This window comes from Oerskovia sp. NPDC057915, from assembly GCF_042887685.1.
GTDB lineage: Bacteria > Actinomycetota > Actinomycetes > Actinomycetales > Cellulomonadaceae > Oerskovia.
The window spans coordinates 89,030-104,725 of sequence record NZ_JBHVOS010000003.1; the positions used below are offsets into that span (position 1 = coordinate 89,030).

At 74.3% G+C, this 15,696-nt stretch carries 19 protein-coding genes; 10 read left to right on the top strand and 9 right to left on the bottom strand.

Features of this window, described 5'->3' with window-relative positions:
- Positions 1-111: 111 nt before the first annotated feature.
- Positions 112-498 carry an ArsR/SmtB family transcription factor gene (locus tag ACFVQ3_RS02945; protein WP_387634878.1) on the top strand — a complete coding sequence of 129 codons (387 nt, stop codon included), beginning with the start codon at positions 112-114 and terminating at the stop codon, positions 496-498.
- Between the two features lie 110 nt (positions 499-608).
- Positions 609-2,405 (top strand): SulP family inorganic anion transporter, encoded by a 1,797-nt coding sequence (locus ACFVQ3_RS02950; RefSeq protein ID WP_387635136.1) that lies wholly within the window; start codon positions 609-611, stop codon positions 2,403-2,405.
- Here the strand turns inward: ACFVQ3_RS02950 and ACFVQ3_RS02955 are convergent.
- The 3 genes from ACFVQ3_RS02955 to ACFVQ3_RS02965 form a co-directional block, all read right to left on the bottom strand.
- The gene (locus tag ACFVQ3_RS02955; RefSeq protein WP_387483780.1) at positions 2,395-2,688 is read right to left on the bottom strand and encodes a DUF1905 domain-containing protein; all 294 of its coding nucleotides are present in this window, start codon (positions 2,686-2,688) and stop codon (positions 2,395-2,397) included. The genes ACFVQ3_RS02950 and ACFVQ3_RS02955 overlap by 11 nt on opposite strands.
- Positions 2,689-2,821: 133 nt before the next feature.
- The gene (locus ACFVQ3_RS02960; protein WP_387634881.1) at positions 2,822-3,238 is read right to left on the bottom strand and encodes a hypothetical protein; all 417 of its coding nucleotides are present in this window, start codon (positions 3,236-3,238) and stop codon (positions 2,822-2,824) included.
- The gene (locus ACFVQ3_RS02965) at positions 3,235-3,678 is read right to left on the bottom strand and encodes an SMI1/KNR4 family protein (protein ID WP_387634884.1); all 444 of its coding nucleotides are present in this window, start codon (positions 3,676-3,678) and stop codon (positions 3,235-3,237) included. Before ACFVQ3_RS02965 ends, ACFVQ3_RS02960 begins: the two co-directional genes overlap by 4 nt.
- 142 nt (positions 3,679-3,820) lie before the next feature.
- On the opposite strand from ACFVQ3_RS02965, the gene ACFVQ3_RS02970 reads away from it, so the two are divergent.
- Complete coding sequence (locus ACFVQ3_RS02970; RefSeq protein WP_387634887.1) at positions 3,821-4,228, top strand: type II toxin-antitoxin system VapC family toxin; 408 nt, start codon at positions 3,821-3,823, stop codon at positions 4,226-4,228.
- Positions 4,229-4,253: 25 nt separating this feature from the next.
- Here ACFVQ3_RS02970 and ACFVQ3_RS02975 read toward each other — a convergent pair whose 3' ends face one another.
- A complete protein-coding gene (locus ACFVQ3_RS02975) occupies positions 4,254-5,279 on the bottom strand; it encodes an alpha/beta hydrolase (RefSeq protein ID WP_387634890.1) in 1,026 nt (341 codons plus the stop codon).
- Between the two features lie 249 nt (positions 5,280-5,528).
- On the opposite strand from ACFVQ3_RS02975, the gene ACFVQ3_RS02980 reads away from it, so the two are divergent.
- The 6 genes from ACFVQ3_RS02980 to ACFVQ3_RS03005 all read left to right on the top strand — a co-directional run bounded on the left by ACFVQ3_RS02980 (position 5,529) and on the right by ACFVQ3_RS03005 (position 9,591).
- Positions 5,529-5,972, top strand: a complete 444-nt coding sequence (locus ACFVQ3_RS02980) for a hypothetical protein (protein ID WP_387634893.1) — start codon at positions 5,529-5,531, stop codon at positions 5,970-5,972.
- A gap of 55 nt (positions 5,973-6,027) precedes the next feature.
- Positions 6,028-6,867, top strand: coding sequence for an alpha/beta fold hydrolase (locus tag ACFVQ3_RS02985; RefSeq protein WP_387634895.1), 840 nt, complete (start codon positions 6,028-6,030; stop codon positions 6,865-6,867).
- Between the two features lie 153 nt (positions 6,868-7,020).
- A complete protein-coding gene (locus tag ACFVQ3_RS02990) occupies positions 7,021-7,629 on the top strand; it encodes a hypothetical protein (RefSeq protein WP_387634897.1) in 609 nt (202 codons plus the stop codon).
- A complete protein-coding gene (locus ACFVQ3_RS02995) occupies positions 7,626-8,252 on the top strand; it encodes a GNAT family N-acetyltransferase (RefSeq protein ID WP_387634899.1) in 627 nt (208 codons plus the stop codon). Before ACFVQ3_RS02990 ends, ACFVQ3_RS02995 begins: the two co-directional genes overlap by 4 nt.
- A gap of 2 nt (positions 8,253-8,254) precedes the next feature.
- The gene (locus ACFVQ3_RS03000) at positions 8,255-8,860 is read left to right on the top strand and encodes a TetR/AcrR family transcriptional regulator (RefSeq protein WP_387634901.1); all 606 of its coding nucleotides are present in this window, start codon (positions 8,255-8,257) and stop codon (positions 8,858-8,860) included.
- Between the two features lie 47 nt (positions 8,861-8,907).
- Positions 8,908-9,591 (top strand): M23 family metallopeptidase, encoded by a 684-nt coding sequence (locus ACFVQ3_RS03005; protein WP_387634904.1) that lies wholly within the window; start codon positions 8,908-8,910, stop codon positions 9,589-9,591.
- A gap of 142 nt (positions 9,592-9,733) precedes the next feature.
- On the opposite strand, the gene ACFVQ3_RS03010 is transcribed toward ACFVQ3_RS03005, so the two are convergent.
- Both ACFVQ3_RS03010 and ACFVQ3_RS03015 read right to left on the bottom strand, forming a co-directional pair.
- Positions 9,734-10,222, bottom strand: a complete 489-nt coding sequence (locus ACFVQ3_RS03010) for a nitroreductase/quinone reductase family protein (RefSeq protein WP_387634906.1) — start codon at positions 10,220-10,222, stop codon at positions 9,734-9,736.
- 145 nt (positions 10,223-10,367) lie between these two features.
- Positions 10,368-10,769, bottom strand: coding sequence for a cupin domain-containing protein (locus ACFVQ3_RS03015; RefSeq protein ID WP_387634909.1), 402 nt, complete (start codon positions 10,767-10,769; stop codon positions 10,368-10,370).
- A gap of 201 nt (positions 10,770-10,970) precedes the next feature.
- Here ACFVQ3_RS03015 and ACFVQ3_RS03020 point away from each other — a divergent pair, with 201 nt between their 5' ends.
- Entirely contained in the window at positions 10,971-12,008 is a 1,038-nt protein-coding gene (locus ACFVQ3_RS03020) for a zinc-binding dehydrogenase (RefSeq protein ID WP_387634911.1), read from the top strand.
- 28 nt (positions 12,009-12,036) lie between these two features.
- Here ACFVQ3_RS03020 and ACFVQ3_RS03025 read toward each other — a convergent pair whose 3' ends face one another.
- From ACFVQ3_RS03025 to ACFVQ3_RS03035, 3 genes are all read right to left on the bottom strand, one after another.
- Positions 12,037-13,671, bottom strand: a complete 1,635-nt coding sequence (locus ACFVQ3_RS03025) for an MFS transporter (RefSeq protein ID WP_387634913.1) — start codon at positions 13,669-13,671, stop codon at positions 12,037-12,039.
- A complete protein-coding gene (gene glsA, locus ACFVQ3_RS03030; RefSeq protein WP_387634915.1) occupies positions 13,668-14,678 on the bottom strand; it encodes a glutaminase A in 1,011 nt (336 codons plus the stop codon). Before glsA ends, ACFVQ3_RS03025 begins: the two co-directional genes overlap by 4 nt.
- A gap of 267 nt (positions 14,679-14,945) precedes the next feature.
- Positions 14,946-15,689 carry a DUF305 domain-containing protein gene (locus ACFVQ3_RS03035; RefSeq protein ID WP_387634918.1) on the bottom strand — a complete coding sequence of 248 codons (744 nt, stop codon included), beginning with the start codon at positions 15,687-15,689 and terminating at the stop codon, positions 14,946-14,948.
- Positions 15,690-15,696: the final 7 nt, after the last annotated feature.

A 15,696-nucleotide genomic window follows, 5' to 3' on the forward strand; every position in this document is an offset into this window, starting at 1 on the left:
CACGATCCGACGACGTGCAGGACGCTGGCCGCACCGCTGGGGTGCGAGGTGCGCCCCCAGCAGTCCACGGCTTGAGGAGTTGCTAAACTCGTCAAGTCCCCAGGAGGTCCAGTGCCCACCACCGCCACCACGGCACCGCTCTACGCGATCAAGGCCGAGCTGTTCCGCTCCCTCGCGCACCCCACCCGTATCCAGGCGCTCGAGGTGCTCAGCGCCGCACCGGACCACGAGGCGGCCGTGAGCGACCTGCTCGCAGCGACCGGCGTCGAGGCCTCGGTCCTGTCCCAGCACCTCGCCGTGCTCAAGCGCGCCGGCGTCGTGACGTCGTCGCGCACGGGCAACACGGTCGTCTACCGGCTCAGCAGGCCGCTCGTCGCCGAGCTGCTCGTCGTGGCGCGCGCGTTCCTGCGCGAGACCCTCGACGCGTCCGGGCGGCAGCTCGCCGCCACGGACGAGCTCCCTCCCCTCCAGGGGGAGAGCGAACGGACCGGGCAGTGAGCCGGCCGACCGGGTCGGCCCGGTCGTCCGAGCACCCTGGGTCGGCCCGGCCTGCCCGGCCTGCCCGGTCTCCCCGGCGGTCCCCCGGGTCCGCCCGGTCCCCGCGCGACCTGCTGCCGTCGCGCGCGGACGTCGACCTGCGACCGCGGACCCTGCGCGCCGACCTCCTCGCGGGGGTCACGGTCGGCGTGGTCGCCCTGCCGCTCGCGCTCGCGTTCGGTGTGAGTGCGGGCGTCGGCCCCGGGCCGGGGCTCGTGACGGCGGTGGTCGCGGGCATCGTGGCCGCGGTGTTCGGCGGCTCGCGCGTCCAGGTGAGCGGGCCGACCGGCGCGATGGCCGTGGTGCTGGCCCCGATCGTCGCCCAGCACGGCCCCGCGGCGGTACCGCTCGTCGCGATCCTCGCGGGCGTCGTCGTGCTGCTGGCCGGGGTGACGCGGCTCGGGCGCGTCGTGACGTTCATCCCCTGGCCCGTGGTCGAGGGTTTCACGGCCGGTATCGCCGCCATCATCTTCCTCCAGCAGGTCCCCGCGGCCCTGGGCGTCACGGGTGCGGTGGGCGGCAACCCGCTGGTCGTCGCGGCGGACTCGGTGGTCGCTGCGTTCGCGAACGGTCCCACGGCCCTGTGGACGCTCGGCACCGTGGCGCTCGTCGCCGTCGTGATGCTGGTCCTGCCGCGCGTCGCACCGGCCCTGCCCGCGTCGCTCGTCGCGGTCGTCCTCGCGACCGTCGTCGCCCAGCTCGCGGGCGCGCCCGTCGCCCGGATCGGGGCGCTCCCCGACTCGCTCCCCCTGCCGACCGTGCCGCCCCTCGACGCGGGCATGCTGCAGTCGCTGGTCGGGCCAGCGTTCGCGGTCGCGGCCCTGGCCGCGATCGAGTCCCTCCTCTCGGCTCGCGTCGCCGCGGCCATGCCGTCGCCCGAGCAAGGACGGTCCACGGCGTCCGGAACCGCCACTCCGTCACGCGGCCCGTCGGGCGCCACGACCGTGCCCGACGACGCCACGCACCGCTACGACCCCGACCGCGAGCTCGTCGGCCAGGGGCTCGCGTCCATCGCGAGCGGCGTGTTCGGCGGCATGCCCGCAACCGGGGCCATCGCCCGGACGGCGGTCAACGTGCGAGCGGGTGCCCGGACGCGGCTCGCGGCCGTCGTGCACTCGGTCGTGATCCTGGGCGTCATCTACCTGGCGACAGGACCCGTCTCGGCGATCCCGCTCGCGGCCCTGGCCGGTGTCCTCATGGTCACCGCCGTGCGCATGGTCTCGGTCGCCACCCTCCGCGCCGTGCTGACCTCGACCCGGGCCGACGCCGTCGTGCTCGTCGTGACCGCGGTCGTGACGATCGCGGTCGACCTCATCGAGGCCGTGCAGATCGGGCTGCTCGTCGCGGCGTTCTTCGCGCTGCGGTCGGTCGCGAAGGCTGCGGCCGTGCACCGCGAGCCGCTGCCCGGACCGGCCCTGCCGGGCGACGAGCACATCGCGCTCTACCGGCTCGACGGCGCCATGTTCTTCGGCGCGGCCGACCGCATCCACGCGCAGATCCGCGACGACCAGGACGCCCTGGTCGTCGTCCTGCGGCTCTCGCACCTGCGCCTCGTCGACGCGACCGGGGCGCACGCGCTGGGCGAGCTCGTCGCGGACCTCGAGCGCTCGGGCGTCACGGTCCTGGTCAAGGGCATCCAGCCCGCCCACCTGCCCGTACTCACCCGCGTCGGCGTGCTCGACGAGCTGCGTCACGAGAAGCACCTGTTCGCCGACCTGCCGCCCACGATCGAGCACGCGCGCTCCCACGTCGCGCGGGCTCAGGCCGGGGCTGGGGCTCAGGCCGGGACCGGGGCCCCGCCCGCGAGCGCCGCCGCGCCCGCCGTACCCGCCGTACCCTCTGCGCCCCGGGACACCCTCACCGCGTGACGTCGAGCGTCAGGAGCACCGTGACGGTGTCCCCCAGCTCGACGCCCTCGGCCGCGCGGATCGCGTCCTTGAGGGGGACGACGTACAGGCCGTCCTTGGCGAACAGCGACGTGGTCCACGTCGTGCCCCCGATGCGCGCCGAGACGGGGATCATGCCCCACCCGTAGGTCACGAGCGGGGCGACCTCACGGATGCGCGCGCTCTCGCCGTCGGGCACGGACACGAAGTGGAAGGGCGCGGGGCCCCGCCAGTGCCACACCTCGCCCACGGCCTCGATCTCCATGCGCCCAGCATGACCCCGGAGCCGCTGCGACGCCGCGCGAGCGCTGCGTCGAGCGTGCAGTTCGGGCTGCGTCTCGAGGCCCGGAACAGCCCGAACTGCACACTCGACGAGGAGGGCGAGCGTCCCCCGTCGGTCAGGTGACGTCCTGGCCGCGGGTCGTCGTCGCGCCCGCCCGCTCGAACGCGCCCGCGAGCGCGGCCCGGACGGTTTCCGGGGCCTCCGGGGCGCAGCGCCCGGCCACGGTGGCGGCCAGCTCGGCGAGGTAGGGCAGCACGGCGTCGAGCTCCGGGGTGGTCGCGTCGAGCTCGGCGGCGGGCACGACGAGAGTGGCGGTGAGCCGTCGTCGGGGCCGCGAGAACCGGACGTTGCGGACCCCCGCCGGACCGGCCGAGGGAGTGATCGAGCCGCCGAGAGCGAGCATCAGGTCGAGCTCGTCCAGGCCGGGGACGTCGAGCGGTCCGCACTCGGCCGCGAGCGCCCGGCGCAGGACGACCACCGCGGCAAGGTCTCGCTCGGGGCCGCCCAGGACGTTGCGCTGGGTGACGATCATCGGCCGGCCTCGGCGGGCGGGAGGTCGGGAAGGTTCTCGTCGAGCAGGTCCGCGAAGCCTCCCGCGAGGACGTACCGCTCGCCCGTGTCGTGGTCGAACGTCACGACCGGCCCGTCGTTCGTGACCACGAGGGGGTTCCCCGACCCGTCGAAGCCGATCACGAGCCCCTCCTCGGCCACGGCCCAGCCGTCCGCACGGAAGGTGCGTGTCAGTGTCGCGACGTCGGTGTCCTCCAGGAGCGGCGCGTTGCGCAGCCCGTGCACGGGGACGCCCACGAAGCAGCCGCCGTGCCGCCCGACGACCTCGACCCAGTCCGCGTCGAGGACGACGTCGAGCCCGCGCACGGCGGCGTCGAGCTCGGTGCGGGTCGAGGGTTCGCCCGCGCCGTAGAGGGCGACGGCCGCGTCGAGCCGCGCCAGGAGAGAGGGGGTCAGCGCCATGCGGGCCAGGGTAGCGGTGCGGCGGTGCCGTGGTGGAGACGTGCCCGACGGCGCCGCGCACCCGGGTGCGCGTGTCACCGGCGAGCGGGAGGATGACGGAGGTACGTCCCCGACCCGCACGCCCCGACCTGCGAGGTGCCCCATGACCCGGTTCGTCGTCGACCCCGGCACGGTCCTGCGGCTCGTCGCGGACGACGCCCGGGTCCCGGCTGCGCACGAGCTGCTCGCGCCGACCCTCCTGCGGTCGCAGACACTCTCCGCGGTGTACGAGGCCGTGCACCGGGGCGACCTGTCGGCCGACGTCGGGCGCGAGCGGCTGGCCCGCGTCGGACGGCTGAAGATCCGGCTCCTCGGGGACGGCGTGCTGCGCCGGACCGCCTGGACCGTGGCCGAGCGGCTCGGCTGGGCCTCGACGTACGACGCCGAGTACGTGGCCCTCACGCAGCTCCAGGGCGACGCCCTCGTGACGGCGGACGCGGAGCTCGCGCGAGCCGTCCGCGGCGTGGTCGAGACGGCACCGTACGGGGCGCTGCTCGACGCGGGAGCATGACCAGCGCCACGGGAGGCCGGAAGCCTCAGGGGCTGGACGCCGCCAGCCGGTCGAGCGCCCCGATCCCCGCCTCGACGATCTGCGCCTGGGCGTCGGCCCGGCTCGTGGTCGGTCGCCCGTCCCCCGGTTGCGCACCGTAGTCGGCGAAGAAGGCGTGGACTGCCCCGGGGATCTCGACGAACCGGGCCGTGGCGGGCAGGTCGGCGCGGGACGCCTCGATCTTGTCGGGCGTCGTCAGGCCGTCGCGCGAGCCCCACACCGACGTCACCTCGACGTCCGCTGCGCTCATGTCGGCGGAGGGGTACGAGGCGTGCAGGAGCAGGCCGTCGACCTCGTCGTCGTGCGCCGCGGCGAACGACGCGGCGACGACCCCGCCCAGGGAGTGACCTCCCACCGCCCAGGTGCCGACCTCGTCGAACGCCGCCATCGCGGAGGCCGACTGGTTCGGGGACGTGAAGGCGATCCCCAGGGGCTCCTTGAGCGCCACGACCAGGTAGCCCGCCTCGGCGAGCGGCCGGAGCACCGCAGCCGTGGCACGCACGTCCACCCTCGCCCCCGGAGAGTAGACGAGACCTGTGGACGCCTCGCCACCGCGCGGGACGAACGCGATCCATCCGGCCTCGTCGAGCACCTCGACCGAACCGTCGCTCTCGAGGGCTGCGAGCGCGGGCGCGGTCGCGGGGAAGGGCCTGAGCCACACGACCGCTGCAGCAAGTGCCACGAGCACGACCAGCCCGGCCCCGAGGAAGGTCCCGCGGAGCACGCGCCGGGCTCGCGACCGCTCCGGGCGCCGAGCAGGCCGCCGTGCACGCACGACGGTCAGCACGAGGAGGAGCGCACCGGCGACCGCGCTCGCCACCAGGACGGCGGTGAGCGCCCGGTGCTGGTGACGGACCGTGTCCCCCGTCGTCGCCACGACCCACGCGGGCGCGGCGACCAGCACGACCCCCAGGAGCGCGAGCAGGAGGTGACCGACCACCCTGCCAAGCGACCCGCCCTCGTCGCCCGGCTGTCCGGGTCCGGGGTCCGTCCGGGCGTTCTGCGTGCTCATCCCCGCTCCAGAGCTCTCGACGACGCCACCGGCAGACCGGGGCGATCGTCACGCTAGCAGCGGGTCCGCAGCAGTGGGACCCCGCGCGCAACGGACGCGGCCGACGAGCGTGGTCACGCGTCAGCGGCGCCGGCGCCCACGTCGTGGCGTCGCGGACGAGGACGGCCGCGCACGGGCGCGCTGCGCCGTCGGGCACCGTGACCGGCGCCCCCAGATGCCAACCCGACCGACCCGGGCGAGCATGGCCGGATGAGCACCCTCCTGACCGCCGACCCACCGCCCGACACCGTGGCCCGCAGGATCGGGCGCGTCGCGCTCGGGCTGAGCCTCGTCTTCGCGGGGATCGGGCACCTGACCTTCTCCCGCGAGGAGTTTCGCGCCCAGGTGCCCGACTGGTTCCCCGTGAACGAGGACGTCACGGTCCTCGCGTCGGGCGCGGTCGAGATCGCGCTCGGCTCCTCTCTCGTCGTGCTGTCTCGGCGGCGCGTCGCGGTGGGGCTGGTCGCGGCCGCGTTCTTCGTCGTGATCTTCCCGGGGAACGTCGGGCAGTGGCTCGAGCACAAGGACGGTTTCGGGCTCGACACCGACGCCAAGCGGCTCGGCCGCCTCTTCTTCCAGCCCGTGCTCGTCGCCTGGGCCCTGTGGTCGACGGGAGCGTTCCGCGCGCTGCGGCAGGCGCGGGCCCGGGACTGACCGCGGCGCGCGGGGGGACACCAGATCCGAGGCACTCCGACGAAAGGAACGACCCATGGGCTACATCACCTCCGGCAGCGAGAACAGCACCCCTGTCGAGCTGTACTACGAGGACCACGGCAGCGGACCGACGGTCGTGCTCATCCACGGCTACCCCCTCGACGGGCACAGCTGGGAACGTCAGACGCGCGCCCTGCTCGAGGCCGGGTACCGCGTCGTGACGTACGACCGTCGCGGCTTCGGCCGGTCCAGCAAGGTCGGGACGGGCTACGACTACGACACGTTCGCGGCCGACCTGCACGCGGTCCTCGAGGCGCTCGACCTGCGCGACGTCTCGCTCGTGGGCTTCTCGATGGGCACGGGCGAGCTCGCCCGGTACGTCGCGAACCACGGCCACGAGCGCGTCGCGAGGCTCGCGTTCCTCGCCTCGCTCGAACCCTTCCTCGTCCAGCGCGACGACAACCCGACTGGCGTCCCGCAGGACGTCTTCGACGGGATCGTCGACACCGCCCGCGCCGACCGCTTCGCCTGGTTCACGCAGTTCTACGCCGACTTCTACAACCTCGACGAGAACCTCGGGACGCGCATCTCGCAGGAGGCCGTCACGGCGAGCTGGAACACCGCCACGGGGTCGGCCCCCGTCGCCGCGTACGCCGTGGTCCCGACCTGGATCGAGGACTTCCGCGCCGACGTCGCGGCGGTGAGGGCGAGCGGCAAGCCCGCCCTGATCCTGCACGGCACGGCCGACCGGATCCTGCCTATCGACTCGACGGGCCGTCCGTTCCACGCGGCGTTCCCCGAGGCGGACTACGTCGAGATCGACGGCGCCCCGCACGGCCTGCTGTGGACCCACGCGGAGGAGGTCAACCGGGCGCTGCTCGGGTTCCTCGCCTAGAGGGATCGTCGACACGTCTGCACGCCCCCTGTGCGCACCGGGCCTTGACCCGGTGCGCACAGGGGGCTAGTTTCGATCCATCGACCAGACCGACCGGTCGGTCTGGTCGTTCGATACCGATCCTGCCCGCGACCCGCCACGAAGGAGCGCCCCGTGCTGACGATCCCCCCGGCCTTCCACGAGGTGCTCGGCGAGCGCCAGGACCCCCGGATGCTCGCCGCGATCGGGGGCGTCGGTCTCGCCGGCACCGCCCTGCTCGTCCTCGCCGACCGCCCGACGTTCGAGGCCGTCCCCACCTGGCAGGGCGTGGCCGCGGCCCTCCTCGTCCTCGACGTCCTGTGCGGAGCGCTCGCGAACTTCTCCCGCGGGACGAACGACTACTACGCGGCCCGCCCGCGGCACCGCGCCGTCTTCCTCGCGATCCACGTCCACCTGGTCGCGATCGCCCTCCTGCTCGGAGCCGACCCCCTGCCCGCCGTCGTGGTGTGGGTCGTGACCGTCGCGGCCGCCGCGCTCGTCACGTCGCTGCGGGCCCCCGCGCAGCAGCTCCAGGTCGCCGCCGGCGTCGTGGTCGCCGCAGGCGCCGCGGTCCCCGTCCTGTTCGCCGGGTCGACGCTGATGACCGCGGTGGCGCTGCTGTTCGTGATCAAGGTCGTCCTCGCGTTCGCGGTCGACCACTACGGGGGCCGGGCGACCGACGAGGCCAGGCACTCCGCCGCGCCCGGCCCCGCGGACCACGACACGGTGCTGGACGCGACATGAGGACCGTCCGCGACCTGCACCGGTCCGAGCACCATCAGGCTGCGAGCCTCCTGGCGAGTGCGTTCGCGGCCGACCCGCTCTTCCTCGACCTGTTCGGCGACGTGCGCCGCGAACCGGCCGCTCGCCGTCGGGCGCTCCGTCTCACGTCGTGGGCCCTCGGGGCGAACAGGCTCCTCGGCGGGCGGCGGCGAGCCGTCGTGGACGGCGCGCGGGTCGTCGGCGTCGCGGTCGTCGAGCCGCCCCAGGGCACCGTGCGACGCACCGGGGGCGCCGCCCTCGCCGCCCTGCGCTTCGCTCCCGTGGCCCTGTCTCTCCCGGCCGCCACGACGACCCGGCTCAACCGGTACGGCCGCGAGACCCGGGCCCTGGTGCCCGCGGCGCCCCACCACTACCTCACGATGATCGGCGTGGACCCCGCCGCCCAGGGCACGGGCCTGGGCGGCGCCCTCCTCGGCGACGTGGTCACGCTCGCCGAGCGAGACCCCCGGTCGGCAGGAGTCGGCCTCGACACCGAGAACCCGGCGAACCTCGGCCTCTACGCCCGGCACGGCTTCGCGCCGTCCGGCGAGGTCGCCACGGCCACGTTCACCGCCCACGTGCTGTTCCATCCGCGAGGATCGTGACCATGGCCGACACGACCCCCACCCGCGAACGCATCGTCGAGACCGCGTTCCGGCTCTTCCTGACCCAGGGCTACGAGAGCACGAGCACGGCGCAGCTCGTCGCCGCGACCGGCCTCTCCAAGGGTGCGATCTACCACCACTTCCGCGACAAGGAGGAGATCCGGTCGGCGACCGTCGACCACTTCCTGCTCCGCTACGTCGAGCCGCCCGCTCCCGACGAGAGCGAGGCCACGCCGCCCGGTCTCGCGGCGACGCTGCACCACGTGGCCGACTCGTACGCCCGGCTCCTCGAGACCGTCGCCACCCTCACGGACGACCCCCTCGCCTACCACCGGTTCGTGCTCGCCGCCGCCCCCGGCCTGCGCGAGACGCTGCGGGACGCCGTCGGGCAGGTCCGCGACGTGCTGGCCGACGCCGCGCGCACGTCCCAGGACGACGGCTCCGTCACGACCACGCTCCCTCCGGAGCGCGTCGCGGAGAACGCCGCCGCACTCGTCGAGGGCGCCGGGCTGCTCTGGGCCGTGGACCCGCGAGGGTCGGCCCGCGACCGGCTGCGGGCCGTCGTGGACGACCACCTCACGCTCCTGGCCGGGGCGCCGGGGTCGTAGGGTCGAGGGGTCGGCACGCGGTCGGGCGGTCGGAGGACGGAGGCACCGTGACGGACGGAGGCACCGTGACCCTGGCCCTGCCGTTCGACGGGCGCTGGCTCGTGCAGAACAGCCCGGCACGGCGCGTGCCCAGCCACGGCGTCGACGTCCTGGGCCAGCGGTACGCGATCGACTTCGTGGGCGTCGACCCCCGGCACCGCACGGCCGCGGTCCGCGACTGGCGCACGGTCCTCGGGACCGAGCCGCCCGAGCGCTTCGTCGCGTTCGGTCGCCCGATCCTCGCGCCGGCGGCCGGCATCGTGGTCCAGGTGCACGACGGCGAGGACGACCACGCGGCCCGCCGCTCCCAGCTGACCCTCGTGCCCTACGTGCTCGGGGCCGCGGGACGGCTGCGCGAGGGCGTGCACGCCGTGGCCGGGAACCACGTCACCGTCGCGCTGCCGGACTCCGGCGTGTTCGTGTCCCTCGTGCACCTGCAGCGCGGGTCCTCGCAGGTGCGGGTCGGCGACGCGGTACGCGTCGGTCAGCAGCTCGCCGCGTGCGGGAACTCCGGGAACTCGACCCAGCCGCACGTGCACGTGCAGGCCACGGACAGCGCCGACTTCTCGGTGGCCCGCGGCGTCCCGATCACGTTCCGCGACTTCCGGGAGTGGCCGCGCGGGCGGGGCGAGCCCCTCCACCGGGTGACGGGGCTGCCCGACGAGCGCTCCGTCGTCGAACCGTTGGCGTGACAGCAGGCATCCACGATGCCGTCACGGACGCCGAGTGTGCACTTCGGGTCGTCCCGGGCCGCTCATGACGACCCGAAGTGCACACTCGACGCGCGCGAGCCTCGGCTGGCCCGGCCGGCCCGGCCAGCCCCGCCGCCTCCAGTCAGGCCAGCGGCTGGAGCCGGAACAGGCGGACCACCCGACCCGAGTCGCGCTCGTACGCGCGGTACCCCGGCCACTGCGCCTGGATCAGGTCCCACGCGGCCTCGCGCTCGTCGTCGGGCTCGACGAGCGTCGCCCTGACCCGCATGTCCCGGCCGCGGACCGTGATCGACGCGTCCGGGTGCGCCAGCAGGTTGTACGTCCATGCCGGGTGCCTGTCACGGGCGAACGACGTGCCCGCGACCACCGCCCGCCCGTGGCCGTCGGGCGTGTACATGAGGTACGTGCTGCGCGGCTCCCCCGACCGCGCACCCGTCGAGTGCAGGACCAGCGACGGCACGAGCAGCGCGCTGAGCTGCACGCGCCCTCCCGACAGGCGCGCGAGCAACCGCTCGGCCGGGGGCAGCACGACCGGCCCGACCCGGCGGAAGGCCCGCGTGCGCGTGATCGGGGCGACCAGGGACCGGACGACCTGCAGCAGGGAGGTCATGCCCCCATGATCGTCGGGGTCGCCACAGGGCGCACGACCGCAGGACGCACGACGGCGCGCGGCTGCTGGTCCCGGCGGCCGCCCTCACCCACCCGGCGTCCCACCGCCCGCGGGTCCCGGCGACAGCCCTCACCCAGCCGCCGTCCTACCGCCCCGCGTACTCGGCGTCGGTGACGTGCTCGAGCCACGTCGTGGTCGTCGACGGGTCGTCGGCGTTCTCGAGCATCGCGAGGTGCTCCATGAAGTGGTCCGGGGAGGCACCGTGCCAGTGCTCCTCACCAGGCGGGCACCAGACGGTCTCGCCGGGGCGGACCTCGACGACCTCGCCTCCCCGCGCCTGGACGCGCGCGACGCCCGACACCACGTGCAGCGCCTGGCCCCGGGCGTGCGAGTGCCAGGCCGTGCGCGCCCCGGGCGCGAACCGGACCAGCGCCACGACCATGCGCTGCGACGGGTCCTGCGGCATCGCGATCGGGTCGAGCCACACGTCGCCCGTGAACTGCTCGGGCGGGTTCTTGGTGGTCGGGGTCCTGGGGACGATCTTCATGGGGGTGTCCTCCTCGTCGGGGAGCCGGTGCCACCGGCCTCCTCGACCGTAGGACTCCCCGCCGTTCGCAGGGAGGTACTGGCGTTACCCGGAACGCCCGGGTCTCCCTGCGCGGCCGTCCCACCGGTGTGATGGACCGTGGAACTCGCGCCGGCCCCACCGAGCGGCCGCGCCCCACCGCTCGACCCGAGAGGCAACCCCATGCGTGCAACGTTCATGTACGGCGCCGGCGACGTCCGCGTCGTCGAGGTCCCCGACCCCGTCCTGCAGGCCCCGACCGACGCGATCGTGCGCGTCACCCTGGCCTGCGTGTGCGGGTCCGACCTGCACCCGTACCGCTCCCTGCCCGCGAGCGCCGAGGGCGTCCCGATGGGCCACGAGCTCATCGGCGTCGTCGAGCAGGTCGGTGAGGCCGTGACCGACCTCGCGGTCGGAGACCTCGTCATCTCGCCCTTCGCGTTCTCCGACAACACGTGCGACCACTGTCGCGAGGGCTTCCACACCTCGTGCGTGCACGGCGGCTGGTACGGGGCCGGGGGCGTCGGCGGCGCGCAGGCCGAGAAGATCCGGGTCCCGCAGGCGCAGGGCACGCTCGTACGGATCCCGGCCGACGTCGACGAGGCGCTCCTGCCGTCGCTGCTCACGCTGTCCGACGTCTACCTCACGGGGTACCACGCCGCGCACATGGGACGGGTGGGGCCGGGGAAGACCGTGACGGTGGTGGGGGACGGCGCCGTCGGGCTGTCCGCCGTGCTCGCCGCGAAGGAGCTCGGCGCGGAGAGGATCGTCCTCATGGGTCGCCACACCGCGCGCACCGACCTGGGCCGGGAGCTCGGCGCGACCGACGTCGTCGCCGAGCGCGGCGCGGAGGGCGTCGCCAAGGTCCTCGAGCTCACGGGCGGGCAGGGCACGCACGTGGTGCTCGAGGCCGTCGGGCACATGCCCGCGTACGAGCAGGCCTACGGCGTCGTGCGCCCCGGCGGCGTGGTCTCGCGCGTCGGCGTGCCGCAGTACGAGGACGCCCCGGTCGGGTTCGGGTCGCTGTTCGGCAAGAACGCGACGCTCACGGGCGGTCCCGCGCCCGTGCGCGCCTACATCGAGGCCGCGATCCCGCGGGTCCTCTCGGAGGAGATCGACCCGGGCCGGGTGTTCGACGCCGACCTGCCCCTCGCCGACGTCGCCGAGGCCTACCGCCTCATGGACTCACGGGAGGCGCTCAAGGTGATCGTGCGGCCGTGAGGCCCCGGGACCCCGACCCGTCGTCGGGTCACGTCGCCGGCTCGGGCGACGGGTCGGGGATCTCCCCGGGCCGGTAGCGCGGGAGCCTGCTGGCGGGCAGGATCGCGGTCGCGCTGACGCCGGCGAGGATCAGCAGACCGATGCGCAGCGTGTCGAGGCGGCTCTGCTCGTTGACGGCGACGGCCGCGTCGACCTGGGCCTGGTCGGCGTCGGTCCCTTCCAGGACCTCGCGCAGCTCGTCGTTGCTCACGAAGTTCACGTTGTCGAGGTCCACCTGCGCGACGAGCGACGGCGGCAGCTCGGGGTGCTCGACGACCGAGCGGGCCACGCTGATGCCCAGGACCGTCACGAGCAGCGCCCCGACGACCGCGGTACCGACGGCCGACGCGAGGTTCTGCGTGGTCCCGCGGATCGACCCGACGTCCCCGGCGAGCGTCTTCGGCACGGCCGTGACCAGCACGTTGAACACCAGCGTGACGAGCGCGCCCTGCCCGACCCCGAACACGAGCAGCCCGAGGATCGTCGGCAGCGTCTCCCAGTTGTTCGTCACGACGAAGGACAGCCAGGTGAGCGCACCCGTCGTCAGGACGAACCCGAAGACCCCGATCGTGCGCGGGCTGAACCGCCCGTAGAAGCGCACGACGAGGGTCGCCGTGACGAACACAGTGAGGTTGAACGGCATCATCGCGAGCGCGGTGTCGAAGGGCGTCCGGCCCTGGACGATCTGGATGTAGAGCGGGACGGTGAAGTTGAGCGCAGCCTCGAGCGCCACGACGATGAACATCGCGTACACCGCGGCCCGCTCGCTCGACGACCCGAGGACGGTCAGGTCGACCAGGGGCACCTTCCCGGCTGCCGCCCGCCGCCGCGTCCACCAGAAGAACGTCTGCCCGAGCACCACGCCGACGACCACGAACAGCGGCGCCGGGGAGACCCCGACGACCGAGAAGGGCGCGTCGGGCGAGGCGTACAGCAGCCCCCACGCGTTGAGGTTGTTGAAGCCCAGGGTCAGCAGGACGATCGCCGCGCCGATCAGGACGGCCGCCACGAGGTCGATCCGGATGCCGGGGTCGCCCTTGTCCGAGCGCAGCCGGAAGCTGAAGACGAAGACGACGACCGCGAGGAGCAGCACGATCCCGAACACGGGACGCCACCCGACGAGCGTGCCCAGCGCGCCGCCGATGAAGAAGGCGCTCACGCCGGAGATCGCACGGGCCGAGCCGAGGGACCCGATGGCCGTCGCCTGCTGGGGCCCGTGGTAGTTCTCGGCGATGAGCGCGACGAGCGCCGGCACGATGATCGCCGCGGACGCGCCCGCGACGGCCTGGCCCGCGATGGCCCAGCCCACGGTGGGCGAGAAGATCATCATGAGCGCGGACACGGCGAACGTCGCCACGACCACGCGGAAGACGACGACCCACCCGATCCGCTGGCCGAGCTTCGCCCCCGTCATCACGAGCGCCGCGACCGCGAGCCCGTAGACGACGATCGTCGAGCTCACGACGGTCGGCGGCACGCCGAACTCCTCGACCATCCCGCCGAGCGAGACGGGCAGGGCCGCGACGTTGAACGACATGAGGACCTGGGCCAGGAACAGGCCCACCATCGGGACCCAGGAATGTCGGGCCTCGGTGGCGGTGGGTTCCTCCTGGACACGGCTCATGGGTGGGGCTCCGTCTTCTCGGGGACGTGCACGGCTGAGGCGAAGAGGTTGAGGCCGAGGGCGCGGGACAGGTAGGCCGTCGCGCGCTGGCCCCGGACGCTGTTCCCCGCGGAGTCCAGCGGCGGGGAGAACGTCCCGATCGCCCCCTTGCCGGGTGCGACCGCGACGATGCCGCCCGCGACCCCCGACTTCGCGGGGAGCCCGATCTCGAAGAGCCACTCGCCCGAGCGTTCGTACAGTCCCGTCGAGGCGAGCACCGCCAGGGTGTCACGGCAGACCTGTGCCGAGACGACCCGTTCCCCGGTGACGGGGTTGACGCCGCCGTCGGCGAGGGTCGCGCCCATGACCGCCAGGTCACGGGCGGTCACGCGCAGCGCGCACTGGCGCGTGTACACGTCGACCACCTCGAGCGGGTCGGTCTGGATGCGTCCGTAGCTCTCGAGCAGGCGCGCGATGGCCCGGTTGCGGATGTTCGTCTCGGACTCGGACCGGTAGACGACGCCGTCGAGCTCGAGCGGCCGCCCCGCGAAGCGTGAGAGTCCCGTCCGGACGTTCTCCCACTGCTCGGCGGGCGTCCCGCCGGGCATCATCGCGGTCGTCGCGAGGGCGCCGGCGTTGACCATGGGGTTCATGGGGTGGCCGTCGTTGAGCTCGAGCGCCATGACCGAGTTGAACGGGAGCCCGGTGTTGTTCACGCCGACGCGGTCCCGCACCGCTGCGTGCCCGTAGGCCTCGCACACGAGCGCGTAGACGAACGCCTTCGAGATCGACTGCACGGAGAACTCGACGCCGGTGTCCCCTGCCTCGTGCAGCTCCCCGTCGACCACGGCGATGCTCACGCCGAACAGCGCGGGGTCGACCGCGGCCAGCACCGGGATGTAGTCGGCGACGTCTCCGGCCGCATGGTCGCGGTACCGGGCGTGGGCCTCGACGACCAGGTGCTCGACCCGGTCCCACCGGGGCAGCGCCCCGGTGGCTGCCACCTGTTCGACGTCGTCGACGTCCATCCGCGCACCCGCCCGTCCCTGGAACCCACCGTGATGCTCCCACCGCGTCCGCGGGAGCGCACTCGGAGGACGGAGAGGTCGGTACGGGGCGCACCCGTGCCGCATCGCGGGCCCGACGGCGCCGGGTCCGCGCGAGGGACGTCAGCCGCGCGCCCGGCTCGCCGCCGCGCGTCGCACGTCGGGCGCCGCGCGCCCGTCTCGGACGGGACCGGGGCGCACCCGGTCCCCGCTGGACGGCGGCAGGCCGCCGTCAGGCCTCCGGGGCGCTCAGAGCCCGTCGAGGAGGTCGCGCATCCGGTCGATCTCGCCGCCCTGGCCCGACGCCGTCTCGGCGGCGATCTCGTGCGCGAACAGGTCCTGCCCCTCGACGAGCACGACGTCGACCATGTCGAGCGCACCCTGGTGGTGCGCGATCATGCCCTCGAGGAAGAGCCGGTCGAACGTCGCCCCGCTCGCTCCCGCGAGCGCCGCCATCTGCTCGTCGGTGAGCATCCCGACGACGGCCTCGCCGTGGGTCCCGTGCCCGCCCCCCGCGCCCTCGGGGACGCGCGGGCCCGTGCCGCCCGCGGCCTCCGCGCCCTCGGGGATCTCGACGTCGCGCGCCTGCAGCCACGACGCGAGGGCGTGGATCTCCGGCCCCTGCCCGGCGGTGACGCGCTCGGCGAAGGCCCGGACGGCGTCGGACCCCGCGCGGTCGGGCGCGAGGGCGGCGATCTCGAGGGCCTGCAGGTGGTGCTCGATCATGCCGGCGACGAACCCGACGTCCGCCTGGTTCCACGAGCCCTCGGCCGGGGCGCCGTCGAAGTCCTCGGGCAGGACGGTCGCGTTGCCCTCTCCCGGCAGCCCGGGCTGGACGACGACGCTCGACGGAGTCGAGGTCGGCAGCGGGTCGCCCGTGCACCCCGAGGCTCCGAGCGCCAGCCCGACGACGACGAACCCGCAGGTCAGCCCTCGGACGCCCGGAAGTGCGCCGCGCCCCCACCGTGCGTTTCCACCGGGAAAACTCCGCATCAGCACT

Bases quoted from the DNA above. Each gene is read 5' to 3' on its own strand.
- ACFVQ3_RS02955 (WP_387483780.1), bottom strand. From the start codon at position 2,688: ATGGAGATCGAGGCCGTGGGCGAGGTGTGGCACTGGCGGGGCCCCGCG.
- ACFVQ3_RS02960 (WP_387634881.1), bottom strand. From the start codon at position 3,238: ATGATCGTCACCCAGCGCAACGTCCTGGGCGGCCCCGAGCGAGACCTT.
- ACFVQ3_RS02965 (WP_387634884.1), bottom strand. From the start codon at position 3,678: ATGGCGCTGACCCCCTCTCTCCTGGCGCGGCTCGACGCGGCCGTCGCC.
- ACFVQ3_RS02970 (WP_387634887.1), top strand. From the start codon at position 3,821: ATGACCCGGTTCGTCGTCGACCCCGGCACGGTCCTGCGGCTCGTCGCG.
- ACFVQ3_RS02975 (WP_387634890.1), bottom strand. From the start codon at position 5,279: ATGAGCACGCAGAACGCCCGGACGGACCCCGGACCCGGACAGCCGGGC.
- ACFVQ3_RS02980 (WP_387634893.1), top strand. From the start codon at position 5,529: ATGAGCACCCTCCTGACCGCCGACCCACCGCCCGACACCGTGGCCCGC.
- ACFVQ3_RS02985 (WP_387634895.1), top strand. From the start codon at position 6,028: ATGGGCTACATCACCTCCGGCAGCGAGAACAGCACCCCTGTCGAGCTG.
- ACFVQ3_RS02995 (WP_387634899.1), top strand. From the start codon at position 7,626: ATGAGGACCGTCCGCGACCTGCACCGGTCCGAGCACCATCAGGCTGCG.
- ACFVQ3_RS03000 (WP_387634901.1), top strand. From the start codon at position 8,255: ATGGCCGACACGACCCCCACCCGCGAACGCATCGTCGAGACCGCGTTC.
- ACFVQ3_RS03010 (WP_387634906.1), bottom strand. From the start codon at position 10,222: ATGACCTCCCTGCTGCAGGTCGTCCGGTCCCTGGTCGCCCCGATCACG.
- ACFVQ3_RS03015 (WP_387634909.1), bottom strand. From the start codon at position 10,769: ATGAAGATCGTCCCCAGGACCCCGACCACCAAGAACCCGCCCGAGCAG.
- ACFVQ3_RS03020 (WP_387634911.1), top strand. From the start codon at position 10,971: ATGCGTGCAACGTTCATGTACGGCGCCGGCGACGTCCGCGTCGTCGAG.
- ACFVQ3_RS03025 (WP_387634913.1), bottom strand. From the start codon at position 13,671: ATGAGCCGTGTCCAGGAGGAACCCACCGCCACCGAGGCCCGACATTCC.
- glsA (WP_387634915.1), bottom strand. From the start codon at position 14,678: ATGGACGTCGACGACGTCGAACAGGTGGCAGCCACCGGGGCGCTGCCC.
- ACFVQ3_RS03035 (WP_387634918.1), bottom strand. From the start codon at position 15,689: ATGCGGAGTTTTCCCGGTGGAAACGCACGGTGGGGGCGCGGCGCACTT.